At 58.9% G+C, this 14,111-nt stretch carries 13 protein-coding genes; 5 read left to right on the top strand and 8 right to left on the bottom strand.

What is annotated here, in order from left to right:
• Nucleotides 1–118: 118 nt before the first annotated feature.
• The 5 genes from DSM117340_RS08500 to DSM117340_RS08480 all read right to left on the bottom strand — a co-directional run bounded on the left by DSM117340_RS08500 (nt 119) and on the right by DSM117340_RS08480 (nt 5,252).
• A complete protein-coding gene (locus DSM117340_RS08500) occupies nt 119–1,417 on the bottom strand; it encodes a pyruvate dehydrogenase complex dihydrolipoamide acetyltransferase (RefSeq protein WP_354689574.1) in 1,299 nt (432 codons plus the stop codon).
• Between the two features lie 12 nt (nt 1,418–1,429).
• Nucleotides 1,430–2,803 (bottom strand): pyruvate dehydrogenase complex E1 component subunit beta, encoded by a 1,374-nt coding sequence (locus tag DSM117340_RS08495; protein ID WP_089890447.1) that lies wholly within the window; start codon nt 2,801–2,803, stop codon nt 1,430–1,432.
• 14 nt (nt 2,804–2,817) lie between these two features.
• Nucleotides 2,818–3,825: a pyruvate dehydrogenase (acetyl-transferring) E1 component subunit alpha gene (pdhA, locus tag DSM117340_RS08490; RefSeq protein ID WP_089890449.1), complete on the bottom strand. Its 1,008-nt coding sequence runs from the start codon at nt 3,823–3,825 to the stop codon at nt 2,818–2,820.
• 138 nt (nt 3,826–3,963) lie between these two features.
• Nucleotides 3,964–4,860, bottom strand: a complete 897-nt coding sequence (locus DSM117340_RS08485; RefSeq protein ID WP_089890452.1) for an exonuclease domain-containing protein — start codon at nt 4,858–4,860, stop codon at nt 3,964–3,966.
• 92 nt (nt 4,861–4,952) lie between these two features.
• Nucleotides 4,953–5,252 carry a septum formation initiator family protein gene (locus DSM117340_RS08480; RefSeq protein ID WP_089890454.1) on the bottom strand — a complete coding sequence of 100 codons (300 nt, stop codon included), beginning with the start codon at nt 5,250–5,252 and terminating at the stop codon, nt 4,953–4,955.
• A 136-nt stretch (nt 5,253–5,388) separates the two neighbouring features.
• On the opposite strand from DSM117340_RS08480, the gene DSM117340_RS08475 reads away from it, so the two are divergent.
• A complete protein-coding gene (locus DSM117340_RS08475; RefSeq protein ID WP_271437477.1) occupies nt 5,389–5,862 on the top strand; it encodes a PaaI family thioesterase in 474 nt (157 codons plus the stop codon).
• Nucleotides 5,863–5,963: 101 nt separating this feature from the next.
• Here DSM117340_RS08475 and DSM117340_RS08470 read toward each other — a convergent pair whose 3' ends face one another.
• Nucleotides 5,964–7,157, bottom strand: coding sequence for a phosphoglycerate kinase (locus DSM117340_RS08470; RefSeq protein WP_089890459.1), 1,194 nt, complete (start codon nt 7,155–7,157; stop codon nt 5,964–5,966).
• A gap of 156 nt (nt 7,158–7,313) precedes the next feature.
• Between DSM117340_RS08470 and DSM117340_RS08465 the strand changes: the two genes are divergently transcribed.
• From DSM117340_RS08465 to DSM117340_RS08455, 3 genes are all read left to right on the top strand, one after another.
• The gene (locus DSM117340_RS08465; RefSeq protein WP_089890461.1) at nt 7,314–7,820 is read left to right on the top strand and encodes a peptidylprolyl isomerase; all 507 of its coding nucleotides are present in this window, start codon (nt 7,314–7,316) and stop codon (nt 7,818–7,820) included.
• Nucleotides 7,813–8,373 (top strand): peptidylprolyl isomerase, encoded by a 561-nt coding sequence (locus DSM117340_RS08460; protein ID WP_089890463.1) that lies wholly within the window; start codon nt 7,813–7,815, stop codon nt 8,371–8,373. The genes DSM117340_RS08465 and DSM117340_RS08460 overlap by 8 nt, the downstream gene beginning before the upstream one ends.
• 85 nt (nt 8,374–8,458) lie before the next feature.
• Nucleotides 8,459–9,418 carry a DUF3179 domain-containing protein gene (locus DSM117340_RS08455; RefSeq protein WP_245724413.1) on the top strand — a complete coding sequence of 320 codons (960 nt, stop codon included), beginning with the start codon at nt 8,459–8,461 and terminating at the stop codon, nt 9,416–9,418.
• An 87-nt stretch (nt 9,419–9,505) separates the two neighbouring features.
• Here the strand turns inward: DSM117340_RS08455 and DSM117340_RS08450 are convergent, their stop codons facing one another.
• Both DSM117340_RS08450 and DSM117340_RS08445 read right to left on the bottom strand, forming a co-directional pair.
• Nucleotides 9,506–11,056: a trimethylamine methyltransferase family protein gene (locus DSM117340_RS08450; protein ID WP_089890469.1), complete on the bottom strand. Its 1,551-nt coding sequence runs from the start codon at nt 11,054–11,056 to the stop codon at nt 9,506–9,508.
• A 231-nt stretch (nt 11,057–11,287) separates the two neighbouring features.
• Nucleotides 11,288–12,457 carry a pyridoxal phosphate-dependent aminotransferase gene (locus DSM117340_RS08445; RefSeq protein WP_354689573.1) on the bottom strand — a complete coding sequence of 390 codons (1,170 nt, stop codon included), beginning with the start codon at nt 12,455–12,457 and terminating at the stop codon, nt 11,288–11,290.
• A 260-nt stretch (nt 12,458–12,717) separates the two neighbouring features.
• Here DSM117340_RS08445 and cysS point away from each other — a divergent pair, with 260 nt between their 5' ends.
• Complete coding sequence (gene cysS / locus DSM117340_RS08440) at nt 12,718–14,079, top strand: cysteine--tRNA ligase (RefSeq protein WP_089890472.1); 1,362 nt, start codon at nt 12,718–12,720, stop codon at nt 14,077–14,079.
• Nucleotides 14,080–14,111 lie beyond the last annotated feature (32 nt).

The following is a 14,111-nucleotide window of genomic DNA, read 5'->3' as shown; positions in this document are numbered from 1 at the left end:
CCCGTGCACAAAGCGTGCACCGCCAAAACAGGGTTTTTCCTGCCCCCCAAACGTAAACGCCGCGCACGGTATGAGAACCAAATGCGCGGCGTTTGTTAAGCTTTGTGGCGGGCTGCGCTTAGGCGAGCATGGCCATCGGATTTTCGAGATTGTCGACGATATGTTTGAGCAGCTCGGCGCCAAGAGCTCCGTCAATCACGCGGTGATCCACGGACATTGTTACGGACATGACTGTCGCGACAGTGACTTGGCCATCGTCGCCCACAACGGGCTTTTTCACACCCGCGCCAACCGCAAGAATGCCGGCATGGGGCGGATTGACGATGGCGTCAAAGTTGTCGATGCCCATCATCCCCAGATTGGAGATGGCGAAGCTGCCGCCCTGGTATTCGTGCGGCGCAAGTTTGCGGTCGCGGGCACGGGCAGCGAGATCTTTCATTTCAGTCGAAAGGGCCGAGAGAGACTTCATTTCGGCGTCCTGCAGGACGGGCGTAAAGAGGCCACCTTCAATGGCGACGGCCACGGCCACATCGGAGGCTTTCATCTGGAGCACTCGGTCGCCCGCCCAGACGGCATTGGCTGTGGGCACGGCTTGCAACGCTAGGGCGGTGGCTTTGATGATAAAGTCGTTGACCGAGAGTTTCACGCCACGGCCTTCAAGCTGCTTGTTGAGCTGGGCGCGGAAGGCCATGAGCGCGTCAAGCTTGATATCGCGGCGCAGGTAGAAGTGCGGCACGGTCTGCTTGGCCTCGGTGAGGCGTGCGGCGATGGTTTTGCGCATACCGTTGAGGCTGATTTCTTCATAGGTGCGGCCTTCATAGGCGCGCGCAACCATATCAGCGCTTGGACTTGAGGGCATAGCGGCAGGGGCTGTGGCAGCTGCGGGCGCGGATGTTTGTGGGGCAGGTGTGGCACTTGGCTGTGCGTCCATCACATCGGCTTTAACGATCCGACCTTTGGGGCCTGAGCCTGTTACAGTGGCCAGATCAAGGCCTTTGTCTGCGGCGATCCTGCGCGCGAGCGGCGAGGCGAAGATGCGGGTGCCGTCTTTTTGTGGCGCGGCGGGGGCCGGCGCGCTGGCGGCTGCGGCTTGTGGCGCAGGTGCTGCGGCGCTCGCGACGGGCGCTGCTGCGGCTTTGGGGGCCGCTGCTGTGCCGATATCAGAGGCGATTTCGCCGTCTTCGAGCAGAACGGCTATGACCGTGTTGACCTTTACGGCCTCTGTGCCTTCGGCGACCATGAGTTTGCCGATGACGCCTTCGTCGACCGCTTCAAACTCCATCGTGGCTTTGTCTGTCTCGATTTCGGCGAGAAGATCGCCCGAGGAGACGGTATCGCCTTCTTTCACTAGCCATTTGGCGAGCGTGCCTTCTTCCATCGTGGGCGAGAGGGCGGGCATGAGGATTTCTGTTGGCATGATCGCGCTCCCTTAGCGGTAGGTGACTTGTTTGACGGTGGCGACGACCTCATCGGTTGTCACAAGTGCGTGTTTTTCAAGATTGGCGGCGTATGGCATGGGGACGTCCTTGCCTGTGCAGCTCAGCACGGGCGCGTCGAGGTAGTCGAACGCGCGGGTCATGATGGTTGCGGCAAGGTGGTTGCCCATGGAGGCCACGGGCCAGCCCTCTTCGACGGTGACGCAGCGGTTTGTTTTCATCACCGAGGCGATGACTGTGTCATAATCAATCGGGCGCAGGGTGCGCAGATCAATCACTTCAGCAGAGATGCCGTCTTCGGCGAGCTTCTCGGCGGCTTCCAAGGCATATGTCATGCCGATGCCAAATGAGACGATTGTGACGTCTGTACCTTCGCGCCAGATACGGGCTTTGCCAAATGGCACTGTGAAGTCATCCATGACGGGCACATCAAAGGACTTGCCATAGAGGATCTCGTTTTCGAGGAAGATCACTGGGTTGGGATCACGGATTGCCGTCTTCATGAGGCCTTTATAGTCAGAGGCCGAGTAGGGCATGACGACCTTGAGGCCCGGGATCTGCGCGTACCATGCGGCGTAGTCCTGTGAGTGCTGCGCGCCAACGCGGGCGGCCGCGCCATTGGGGCCACGGAAAACCATGGGCGCACCCATCTGGCCGCCAGACATATAGAGCGTCTTGGCGGCAGAGTTAATAATATGATCAATGGCTTGCATGGCGAAGTTGAACGTCATGAACTCTACGATCGGGCGCAGGCCACCAAAGGCTGCCCCGACACCGATCCCTGCAAAGCCATGCTCTGTGATCGGGGTGTCGATGACGCGTTTAGAGCCGAACTCTTCAAGCATGCCTTGGGAAATTTTGTAAGCGCCTTGGTATTCGGCGACTTCCTCACCCATGAGAAACACTGTCTCGTCGCGGCGCATCTCCTCGGACATGCCTTCGCGCAGCGCTTCACGAACGGTCTGCTGCTTGACTTCGGTGCCTTCGGGCCAGTCAGGAGTCAGGTTGGCCACAGGGGCGGCGTCTGGCGCGGCGGCTTTGGCTGGGACAGGGGCTGCAGCGGCGGCAGGTGCTGACGTTTCGGCGGCTGGAGCAGCGGCGGCGGGCGCGGCGCTCATGTCTTCACCTTCTTCGCCAATGATCGCGATGGGAGTGTTGACCTTGACGCCTTCTGTTCCTTCGGCAATCAGGATTTTGCCAATAACGCCTTCATCGACGGCTTCAAATTCCATCGTGGCCTTGTCGGTTTCGATTTCAGCGAGGATATCGCCAGATTGGACGGTATCGCCTTCTTTCACCAGCCATTTGGCCAATGTGCCTTCTTCCATAGTGGGCGAGAGGGCGGGCATGAGAATTTCGATTGCCATGGTGTGTGTCTCCCTCAGGCTTCTTGCGGAATGTCAGCGTAGATATCTGTCCAAAGCTCGCTCAGGTCGGGCTCGGGGCTTTCTTTGGCGAATTCGGCGGAGGCGTTGACCACGGCCTTGATCTCTTTGTCGATCTCTTTGAGCTCATCCTCAGTCGCGTGCTTGCCTGTGATCAGCATCTCGCGGACATGTTCGATACAGTCAGATTTCTCGCGGATTTTCTGCACTTCTTCGCGGGTACGATACTTGGCGGGATCAGACATGGAGTGACCACGGTAACGGTAGGTCATCATCTCCAGAATATAGGGGCCTTTGCCAGCGCGGCAGTGCGCGACAGCTTTTTCGCCCGCTTCCTTCACAGCCAGAACGTCCATGCCGTCAACCGCCTCACCGGGGATGCCAAAGGCGATGCCGCGGGTGTGGATATCAGGTGAGGAGGTCGAGCGCTGTTGGGATGTGCCCATCGCGTACTGGTTGTTTTCGATCACAAACACGACGGGCAGCTTCCAGAGTGCGGCCATGTTGAATGTTTCGTAAACTTGGCCTTGGTTGGCTGCGCCATCACCGAAGTAAGTAAAGGTGACATTGTCATTGCCTTTGTACTGGTCCGAGAAGGCAAGACCCGCACCGAGCGGCACTTGCGCGGCAACGATGCCGTGGCCGCCGTAGAAGTGCTTCTCGGCGGAGAACATGTGCATGGACCCGCCTTTACCTTTGGAATAACCGCCTTCGCGTCCAGTCAGTTCGGCCATAACGCCGTTTGGATCCATGCCGCAGGCGAGCATATGGCCGTGATCACGGTAAGAGGTGAGGCGCTTGTCGCCCTCTTTAGCAGAGGCTTCGAGCCCGACCACAACGGCCTCTTGACCGATGTAGAGGTGGCAGAAGCCGCCGATCAGGCCCATGCCATAGAGCTGGCCTGCCTTTTCCTCGAATCGGCGGATGAGAAGCATATCACGGTAATATGCTTTGAGATCTTCTGCCGAAGTGTTTGATTTAGCTTTTGTTTTGCGGGTGGCCATAGGCGTGCGCCCCTTTCGTAAACAGATAGTTTAGCGTTAAACCATTTATTACACGAAATTATCTTGCGTGGCGAGATTTATTTTGACGCAGGGTTCATAAGGCGGCGCAAGCAAGGCGGCGCCGGCGGTGGTATGCCCTCAACAGGTTTGGATCAGGGCGAGAAATTCATGCTCTGTGATGATCTTGATGCTATGCCCTGCGCGCGCCATCTCTTCGGCGCGTTTGTGCTTGGTGCTTTGTGGCTGGCCTGTCTCCAAGGCCTGTGCACCGACGATGAGCAATGTGGTTTTTTGGGTCAGGCTGGTTTTGACTGTGATGCCAACCCCAGCGGCAGACTTGGCGGCCTCCACCCGCGAGACGGCCAGAGTGCCCGAGAAGCAGGCGACTTCGCCATAAAAGGGACCGTCGGGATTGCCTGCAATGGCGAGCGAGGCTTCAAAGCGGGGTGCTTTTTTCTGGGGCGCGGCCAACTCCGTGAAAGCTGAGCCTGTGGCTGTCTCGGCCAAGAGCGTGACTTCGGCGGCAGCGCGGGCGTCTTCTTCTGCATCATGGTGCTCAAAGACCAAGCCAAGATAGTTTTTGAGGCTGGCAAGGCCATGGCCGCCGTTGCCTTTGAGTTCGGGCCAAGCCTTGCGCGCGATCTGGACGCTGTCGAGCCACTGCGAGGCCAGTGGAGCGATACCGTAGCGGGCGCAGGCCGCATCGAAGGCTTTTTTGTCAAAGCTGCTGTGCTGGATCAGGATGCTTTGCTCAAGGAGGGGGCGCAGGCGCTCAAGTGCTTCTGGGAAGGTCGCGGCGCCACGTACTGTTTTTGGTCCGATCCCGTGTAGGTTGATGTTGAAGCTGCTGAAAGGCTGCTCTGGGTCGATCAACAGGCCCTCTGTTGTGATCGTGCCGTCTGAAGCGGCCAAGGCCAAGCCGATTTGGCAGATGCTGCCGTGCTGGGAATTGGCGGTTTCGACATCCACGGCGATGAAACGCAGAGATGCAGTGGGCGCTGTTGCGTTTTGGGACGGGCTGAGAGGGGATGTCATGGATGAGCACTCGGTTTTTGGGCGAGTGTCGACTTTAGGGGCGCAGGCGCGGCTGTCCAGCGCTGAATTGGCTGGGGGGGATTAGCGCTGGCTTAGCGGATCACGATTTCGTCGGCGCGCACATAACCGAGGATGTCGCGCGCGCGCTCTGAGAGCAGATCAAGATCGAGGTAATCATCTGACAGACGGGTTGTCAGGTTTTCCATGCGGGCGACGCGGGCCTCAAGGGAGGCGAGCTCGCGAGCGAGGGTCTTTTGCTCGGCCATGATTTCGGCGCGGCGGAACAGGCCGTAGTCGCCTTGAATGGCGGCAAAGGTAAAGTATAGCGTAAGGCTGAAGGCCACAGCAAAGAAGATAAGCGGCCCGAAGGCGGGCGATTTGCGCGGTGTCATAGTCTGCCTCGTTGCGCATTTGCGCTTGTTTTTGCTTGGCCTCTTTTGGGCCATCTTCACTTTTGCACAGGCGGTGGGGAGATGCAAAGATATGACGCGAGGTTTACGTTGGCTTTCATGCGGTTGCGAGTCCTAAATGCCACAGCTGATTTGGGAGGAGTGCAGGATGCAGACCTATGGTGACTATGACGCGAGGGTGCGTGAGAGCTTTGCGCGCCAGGCGATGATGCGCAGTCTTGGGGTTGAGATTGTCTCGGTGGGTGCGGGGGATGTTGTCTTTGAGATGCCTTTTGGCGCGGATTTCACCCAGCAGCACGGTTTTATGCACGCGGGGGCGATCACAACGGTGCTTGATTCAGCGGCTGGGTTTGCGGCGCTGTCTGTGATGCCTGAGGAGGCGGGGGTGCTCACGATCGAGCTGAAGACCTCGCTCATGCGGGTGGCCAAGGCAGAACGCTTTCGCTTTCACGGGCGTGTTGTGAAGGCTGGGCGTTCGGTGTGCTTCACAGAGGCGGTGGCCTATGGGCTTGAGGAGGGCGATGCTGTGGAAGTGGCGCGGCTCACGGCGAGTATGATGGTGATCAGCGGGCGTGAGGGCGTGAGCGGGTGATTGTGTTTCGCAGTTTCACTTTGTGAAATGACGACCGAAGGGGGGGACGAGTCTCCCCCCTTCTTGGGATATTTCTGGCAAGAAAAGGGGGGACGGTCTGTTTAACCGCCGAGGGCGGCGACGCCGGGGAGGGTTTTGCCTTCCATCCATTCCAGAAAAGCCCCGCCTGCTGTAGAGATATAGCTGAAATCATCAGCAACGCCTGCGGCATTGAGAGCGGCGACGGTATCGCCGCCACCAGCCACTGTGACGAGCGCGTCTGCGCGGGTCAGTGCGGCAGCTTTCTGGGCGGCGGCCATGGTGGCTGTGTCAAAAGGTGCAATTTCGAATGCGCCCAGAGGGCCGTTCCAGATCAGCGTTTTGAGGCTTTCAAAAGCAGTGAGGATGGCCGTTGTAGAGGCTGAGCCTGCATCAAGCACCATCTGGTCGCTCTCAAGCTTTGTGTCCGAACCAAGGGGGAGCGTGTCAAAGGGCGCACCCGCTTTGAAAGCACGCGCGACAGCGCCGTCTTGTGGCAGAATGATTTGGCAACCAGTGGTTTTGGCTTTGGCCATGATTTCGCGGGCGGTGGGCAGCATGTCGGCCTCCACCAGCGAGGCGCCAAGGTCAGCGCCTTCCGCCATGAGGAAGGTATTTGCCATGCCACCGCCAATGATCAGCACATCAAGTTTTTCGACGAGGTTGGACAGAAGGTCGAGCTTGGTGCTGACTTTGGCTCCGCCCACGACGGCCCCGACGGGGCGCTTGGGCTTTGCGAGTGCGCTTTCGAGGGCTGTGAGCTCGGCTTGCATGAGACGACCTGCGCAAGATGGCAGCAGGCGCGCGACACCCTCTGTCGAGGCATGGGCGCGGTGGGCGGCGGAGAAAGCATCATTGCAATAGACATCTGCCAGGCCCGCGAGGCGCGCCGCAAAGGCGGGGTCATTGGCTTCTTCGCCTGCGTGGAAGCGGATGTTTTCGATCAGGATGACTTCGGCGGCGCGGGCTTCTTCTGGAAGATTTTCGGCCGCCTCCAGCGTCTCAACAAAAGACACGGTATGCCCAAGCGCTTTTTCGAGTGCGGGCAGGACAATACGCAGGCTGAGATCGAGCACGGATTTGCCTTTGGGGCGGCCAAAATGCGCCACCAGTAAGGGCGTTCCGCCTTTGGCAAGGATCGCCTCGACTGTGGGCACAATGCGCTCGATACGGGTTGCGTCTGAGACGATGCCGTTCTGGACAGGGACATTGATGTCGACACGGGTGAGCACGCGTTTGCCCTTTAGGTCCAAGTCATCCAGTGTCATCCAGCCCATGCCGTGCTCCTTGCTTTGTCTTATGCGTGTTTGGAGTGGGGTTTCGCGCGATTGGGCGCGATCGTCAAGCGTGGCATCGCCTTTGGGTGCGGGCGGGCTTGCCGAGCGGCGCTTTGAAGCTTAGGTATCTGCCAATCATTTTGACAGGAGCGCCCGATGGCCGACTATAAAGACCCCGAAAACACAATCTTGATCGAACTCAAGGATGGCACTGTTGTCATCGAACTGATGCCAGACATCGCTCCTGCGCATACAGCGCGCATGAAAGAGCTCGCGCGCGCTGGAAAATACGACAATGTTGCGTTTCACCGTGTGATTGACGGCTTTATGGCCCAGACAGGTGATGTGCAGCACGCCAATATGGAAGTTGATTACAACCCTGGCCGCGCTGGCACGGGCGGCTCTGATTTGCCTGACCTGCCAGCCGAATTTGGCCGCATCCCGCATGCACGCGGCAGCATTGGCGCGGCGCGCTCGGCCAACCCGAACTCCGCCAACAGCCAGTTTTTCATTAACTTCAAAGACAATGACTTCCTCAATGGTCAATACACCGTCTACGGCCAAGTCACGAGCGGCATGGAGCATGTCGACAAGATCGCCCGTGGCGAGCCACCAATGAACCCAGATCGTATGATCTCGGTGAAAGTGGCTGCCGATGCGTAAGTTTGGGTATCTGAGTGTGGCGGCCGCGTTTTTGGCCGCCAGCCCTGCCTTTGCCACGGGTCTCAAAGTTGAGGTCGCGGGCGAGGCCAACGGCGTTATTCTGATCGATTTGCTTGAGGATGTCGCTCCAAAGCATGTCGAGCAGATTGCAGCGCTGGCCGCAGAAGGCCAATATGACGGGGTGGCTTTTCACCGCGTCATTGAGGGCTTCATGGCGCAGACGGGCGATGTCGTGATGGGCAAGATGGAAGGTGGCAATATGGCCATGGCGGGGACGGGCGGCTCGGACCGACCAGACCTGCCTGCGGAGTTTTCCGATATTCCTTATGAACGTGGTATTGTCGGAATGGCCCGTTCGGCCAATCCGAACTCGGCCAACAGCCAGTTTTTCATCATGTTTACCGAGTATCCTTCGCTCAACGGGCAATACACTGTTGTGGGCCGTGTGACTGAAGGGCTTGATGTTCTGGATCAGATCAAGCTTGGCAAAGGGCGCAATGGCGCCGTGCTGGGTGCGCCTGATTATATGAAGAGCGTAACTGTCACCGAGTGATATGACGCGGTGATCACCTTTGCGTGGGGCGGCTAGGCAAAAGCCGCCCCATCGCGCAAGCTTCTTGCAAATGCGGGAGGCTGCTATGAAATCTCTTTACAGTATCTTGTTTTCGCTTTGGGGCGTGGCTGCTTTGGCGGACCCGAGCTTTTGGAAGCACGAGTGGCCCAACACCGACTTTTCAGTGTCGAGCGTTGAAAACTGGGTTGAGATTATGTCTGGCGGACCTGGCAGGGACGGCATCCCTGCGCTCGTTGATCCTGAGTTTGAACCTGTTGCGGCGAAGAGCGGGCTTGGCGCGCGGGAGGCTGTGATCGCGCTGGAGATGCAGGGCGAGGCGCGCGCCTATCCGCTGCGCTATCTCATGTGGCACGAAATTGTAAATGACGAGGTGGGCGGCGTGCCTGTTGCGGTGACGTTTTGCCCGCTCTGTAACTCGGCTGTGAGCTTTGATCGTCGCGTTGGGGGGCAAGTGCTCACGCTTGGGGTCACGGGGAAGCTGCGTGCTTCTGATATGGTTATGTATGATCGTGAGAGCGAAAGCTGGTGGCAGCAGGCGACAGGCGTTGGCATTGTTGGCGAGATGACGGGGGTTGAGCTTGCCAGCTTGCCGAGCTGGATGGAAAGCTGGGAGAGTTTTGCGGCGCGCAATCCTGAGGGCCTTGTCATGAAAACGCCGACTTTTCGTCGACACTACGGCAAGAACCCTTATGTGGGCTATGACAGCGCGGCGCGGCCCTTTCTCTATTCGGGGGAGAACCCGCCTCACGGTATTCATCCCTTGATGCGGGTGGTGCGCGTGGGAGCGCGGGCCTGGCCGATGTCGCGACTGGAGGAGGCTGGAGAGCTACGCGAGGCTGGGGTTGTGATCTCGTGGATGGGGGGCAAGGCCTCGGCTCTGGACAGCACCACACTGGCGGCGGGGCGGGATGTGGGGCAGGTGCGGGTGCGCGACCCCTCTGGTGCGGATATTGTGCATGATGTGATGTTTGCTTTCGCCTATCACGCGTTTTGGCCTGAGGGCAGGTGGATGCTGGGCGAGTAGGTTTGCGCCGCCGCTTTATCGCACCCCAGTAGCTGCTGGGGACTGGTCCCTCACAGCTACTGGGATATTTATCTCAAAAAGAATGAGTTAGACGGTTAAGTGGATGTTGAATCGGGCGCGGATTGCGGCGTCTGTGGCTGGGTCAAAGGCCGAGGGCGCGCGACGCGAGAGGATGTCGTGTTTGCGCGCGGTGGCTTTTTCAACCAGATCAGGTTTGTCCTTTTCAACCCATTCCTTGGGTGAGGTTCTGTCGCCCAAAGTAGGGTAAACATGGTCAGTTTGCATCCGCGAGAGCGTGCCGTCTGTGCCGAGGTAGTGGCCCGGGCCACCGAGACAGACTTCGCGCATTTGATCGAGGGCGAGAGTGGCGTCATCGACCTCGATACCGCGCACGCAGCGCTGGGCTTGACCGATAAGATCATCCGCGAGGATGAGGCTTTCGTGGCAGAAGCCAAGGAGGGAGGCGTGCATGCCTGCGGCCTCATAGACCATATTGCAGCCTGCCAGACCTGTCATGACGTTGGAACACATTTGCTCCCAGCCGGCTTGCATATCAGGGAGTTTGCTATCTGAGGCGCCGCCAGCAGCCCCGCCGGGGAGGCCGTAGAACTTGTGCATCTGGGCGCAGCCTGCAGACAAAAGCGCCTGTTCGCCTGATCCGACGGTCATAGCGCCTGTGCGCAGATCAAGACCGAAGGGCCATGTGCCGAAAATGGCTGGATGGCCGGGGGCGATGGCGTTGACGTAGACGATGCCAGCGAGGCACTCGGCTGTGGCTTGAACAATCGCGCCAGCGATGGTGCTTGGCGCTGTCGCGCCCGCCATACCCGCAGACAGAAGAAGCACGGGCATGCCGCCGCGGATGCAGGCTTCCATGACCTCACAGGCTTCGGTTGCGAATTTCATGGGCGGGACAACGAAGCAGTTCGAATTGCTCAGGAAGGGGCGCGCGCGCCAGTTGCTTTCGCCGCCTGCGATCATGTGCAGCATTTCTAGTGCATCGGGGACAAAGGACGGCTCTGTGAAGGAGGTTCCGATGTGTTTTGTCGAGCCAGCGCAGCAAGCGTAGATGGTGTTCAGATCCATCTCACGGTTGTCGGTGATGTCGCGGCATACCATCGGACGCTGGATGAAATGCACATTGTCGAGTTCATGGGCGATACGGGCCGCGTCATGCAGATCTTGCACGGTGCTGTGGCGGTAAGTGCGCCCGTCAGGTTCGACCATATTCACCGCAGCGCCTGCCGTGCCGTAGTGGACGCGGGCCCCCTCAAGCAGCAGGTCATGGGCTGGCTCGCGGCCAAAGAGTGTGATGGAGGTCGCGGCTTTGGCGAGCATGTCTTCCACCAGCGCGCGGGGGAAGCGGATGCGCCCGTCGTCGCCGAGGATTGCGCCTGCGCCTGTCAGAATTTCGACACCAGAGGGCGGCGCATCGCAGAGGCCGATTGTTTCGAGCGCTTCGAGAGCGGCCTCGTGGATTTTGAGCACATCGGCATCCGTCAGGGGCTTGTAGCGCCCGCCTTCCATGCCTGCGCGGATCGGGCGGGTGGCGGCATCGAGGGGTGCTGCGCGGGCCGCGCGACGGGCATTGCGGCCTCCAGAACGTGCGGATGTTTTGATGGGTGTTTGGTCGGTCATGAATGCGGTCCTTTTGGGCGGTGTTACGTGTTTGATGATGAAATCAAACGCGGAACGGACCGCCACGGGCCGCGCGACCACGCTCCGCACCAATGGTGCGGATAACAAGTGTGATTGTGCAAAACGGAGCCTGCATGGCGCGCCTCTCAAAGACTATGCTCTGATTAGGAGGTTTTAGAAGGCGCGATTCTGTCTTGAGTGCGACATTCTGTCGTTTTTGGAACGTGGGTCTTAAGCGAGGTTCGCCGCAAACGCAGCGATCTCTTTGATCGCTGCTTCAAAGGGCGCATCGGGGATTGTCATGGCGATACGTACATGGCCTGCGGCGGCGTCCCCAAAGCTTTCACCTGGCATCACTGCGATGTGACGCTCCATCAAAAGCTTGTCTGCGAAGTCATCGCCTGAAAGGCCCGTCGCGCGAATATCGAGCATGAGATACATCGCACCCGAGGGTTGGGAGAGGCGGATCGCATTCTGGCCCTCAAGCGCCTTTTGCGCAAGGGCGCGGCGGCGTTGGAAGGGGGCGCCGATCTCGTCTTCAAAGGCCTCGCCGAGGCCGAGTGCGAAGAGAGCGGCACGCTGTGTGAAGCCTGCGACGCCGTAGTTTGTATTTGTCAAAAGGTTGAGCACATGGCTCATGGCCTCGTCTGGCCCGACGAGCCAACCAACACGGGAGCCAGTCATAGCGTGGCTTTTGGACATGGAACCGACCACAAAGGTGCGCTCGTTCATGCCCTCAAGGGAGCGGATCGAGATATGCTCGCCCTCCCAGACCTGCGTGTCATAGACTTCGTCGGAAATTACGATGAGGTCGTGCTTAATGGCTACGGCGGCGATGGCTTCAAGCGTGTCACGCCCATAGACTGCGCCTGTGGGGTTGTTGGGCGAATTGATGAGCAGGGCTTTGGCACCTGCGGCGGCAGCATCGAGCGCTTCGAACGTGGGTAGGAAGCCGTTGTCTGCTTCGGCTGTGACCGCCTTTGGCACACCGCCGACGGAGCGGATCGTGCCTGGGTAGGTGGCATAATAGGGGTTGATGTAGAGCGCTGTGTCGCCTTCATCGAGAGCTGCACGGAAGGCGGCGAAGAGCGCGGCTTGCCCGCCCGCTGTGATCAGCACATTGTCGAGGGTTGTCGGGACGCCTGTGCGCGCAGCGAGCCGCGTGGCCACGGTGTTGCGCAGATCATCAATGCCCGGAACCATGGCATAGCCTGTGGCACCGCCCAATGCGGCGGTGTGCATCGCCTCAAGGATGCGTGTGTCTGTCTTGATGTCATGCTCGCCAATGGTCAGCTCGGTGATATCATGGCCCTCAGAGATCATCTTGCGGGCTTTGATGAAGAGGTCCCAGCCGTCTGAGCCGCCGCCTGTGATGGTTGTGATGGTGTTGGACAAGCGCATGGGGGCCTCGCAGCAGTTTGGGTGAGTCTCAAGTGGGCCCATGGGCCTTGCTTCAAGGCGCAATGTCAACTCGGGGTGGCGGTTTTTCTTGGCAGGGGGGCTTTGATCGGCTATCGCTTTCCTCATGAGAAGAGAGATTTGCATTATTTGTTGCATCATTACCTGCTGAGAGATCAGGCGGGCCGTTCTTCTTATTCCATCTCATTGTGTAAGTTGTTAAGCCCGCCAGAAGAGCGCATTTGCGCGTATGAGGGCCGACCATGACCGAGATCAAGCTATACAACACGAAGTCGCGCAAGAAGGAGGCTTTTGAGCCGATCCGCGCGGAGGATGTGCGCATGTATGTCTGTGGGCCAACAGTCTATGACCGTGCCCATATCGGCAATGCGCGTCCTGTGATTGTGTTTGATATGCTTTATCGGCTTCTGCGCCATGTCTATGGGGCCGAGCACGTGACCTATGTGCGCAATTTCACGGATGTGGACGACAAGATCAACGCGAAGGCCGCAGATACAGGCCGCACGATTGGCGAGATCACCGAAGAGACGATTGGCTGGTATCTTGAAGATATGGCCGCTGTCGGCGCGCTGGAGCCAAATGCCATGCCCCGCGCGACGGGGTATATTGCCGAGATGATCGCGATGATCGAGGCGCTGATTGAAAAGGGCCATGCCTATGCCGCCGAGGGCCATGCGCTGTTTCGGGTGCGCTCTTATGAGAACTATGGCGCTCTGTCGGGGCGGGATGTGGACGATATGATCGCGGGGGCGCGTGTGGAAGTGGCACCTTACAAGGAAGACCCGATGGACTTCGTTCTGTGGAAGCCTTCAAGCGAGGATCAACCTGGGTGGGAGTCGCCTTGGGGCCGTGGGCGTCCAGGCTGGCATATTGAATGCTCCGCGATGGCCAAGGCACTGCTCGGCGATACGTTTGATATCCACGGCGGCGGGCTGGACTTGCAGTTTCCGCACCACGAAGACGAGATTGCCCAGAGCTGCTGTGCCAATGACACCAGCGAGATGGCGAAAGTCTGGATGCACAACGAGATGTTGCAGGTCGAGGGCAAGAAGATGTCCAAGAGCTTGGGGAACTTCTTTACCGTGCGGGACTTGCTTGCGCAGGGTGTTCCGGGGGAAGTGATCAGGTTTGTGTTTCTCTCCACGCATTATCGTAAGCCGATGGACTGGACGGAGAAGAAGCGGGAAGAGGCCGAGGCGACTTTGCGCAAGTGGCGCGGGATGATACAGGGCGTGGAAACAGGCGATGTATCTAACGCTTTGCTGGCTTCGTTGGCTGATGATCTAAATACCGCTGGCGCAATTGCCGAGCTGCACAGGCTGGCCACAGCAGGAGAGGTGGGCGCACTCAAGGCGTCTGCAGAGATGATTGGGCTTTTGAACGACGATATGGGCGCTTGGGCGAAGGGACAGGACATGTCAGCCTATGAGGCCATGCTTTTTGAGGCACGCCAAACTGCTATGCAAACCAAAGACTTCTCTGATGTCGATCGCTTGAAGGCTGCTTTCGTTGAAGCTGGCCTTGAAGTGCGGATGAGCAAAGAAGGTGTTGAGCTTGTTCCAAGCGCTGGGTTTGATCTGTCCAAACTGGAGGAGCTGACATGAGAGTGCCATACACCCCATGCCGCCCAGACGGG

Origin of the sequence: Lentibacter algarum (assembly GCF_040580765.1) — a bacterium.
Lineage (GTDB): Bacteria > Pseudomonadota > Alphaproteobacteria > Rhodobacterales > Rhodobacteraceae > Lentibacter > Lentibacter algarum.
The sequence above is the reverse complement of the archived record's forward strand: the minus strand, read 5'-3'. Positions and strand labels throughout refer to the sequence as shown.

Excerpts from the sequence above, each read along its gene's own strand:
- DSM117340_RS08495 (WP_089890447.1), bottom strand. The coding sequence starts at position 2,803 with ATGGCAATCGAAATTCTCATGCCCGCCCTCTCGCCCACTATGGAAGAA.
- DSM117340_RS08450 (WP_089890469.1), bottom strand. The coding sequence starts at position 11,056 with ATGACCGACCAAACACCCATCAAAACATCCGCACGTTCTGGAGGCCGC.
- pdhA (WP_089890449.1), bottom strand. The coding sequence starts at position 3,825 with ATGGCCACCCGCAAAACAAAAGCTAAATCAAACACTTCGGCAGAAGAT.
- DSM117340_RS08485 (WP_089890452.1), bottom strand. The coding sequence starts at position 4,860 with ATGACATCCCCTCTCAGCCCGTCCCAAAACGCAACAGCGCCCACTGCA.
- DSM117340_RS08455 (WP_245724413.1), top strand. The coding sequence starts at position 8,459 with ATGAAATCTCTTTACAGTATCTTGTTTTCGCTTTGGGGCGTGGCTGCT.
- DSM117340_RS08460 (WP_089890463.1), top strand. The coding sequence starts at position 7,813 with ATGCGTAAGTTTGGGTATCTGAGTGTGGCGGCCGCGTTTTTGGCCGCC.
- DSM117340_RS08470 (WP_089890459.1), bottom strand. The coding sequence starts at position 7,157 with ATGGGCTGGATGACACTGGATGACTTGGACCTAAAGGGCAAACGCGTG.
- DSM117340_RS08445 (WP_354689573.1), bottom strand. The coding sequence starts at position 12,457 with ATGCGCTTGTCCAACACCATCACAACCATCACAGGCGGCGGCTCAGAC.
- DSM117340_RS08465 (WP_089890461.1), top strand. The coding sequence starts at position 7,314 with ATGGCCGACTATAAAGACCCCGAAAACACAATCTTGATCGAACTCAAG.
- DSM117340_RS08475 (WP_271437477.1), top strand. The coding sequence starts at position 5,389 with ATGCCACAGCTGATTTGGGAGGAGTGCAGGATGCAGACCTATGGTGAC.
- cysS (WP_089890472.1), top strand. The coding sequence starts at position 12,718 with ATGACCGAGATCAAGCTATACAACACGAAGTCGCGCAAGAAGGAGGCT.
- DSM117340_RS08480 (WP_089890454.1), bottom strand. The coding sequence starts at position 5,252 with ATGACACCGCGCAAATCGCCCGCCTTCGGGCCGCTTATCTTCTTTGCT.
- DSM117340_RS08500 (WP_354689574.1), bottom strand. The coding sequence starts at position 1,417 with ATGCCAACAGAAATCCTCATGCCCGCCCTCTCGCCCACGATGGAAGAA.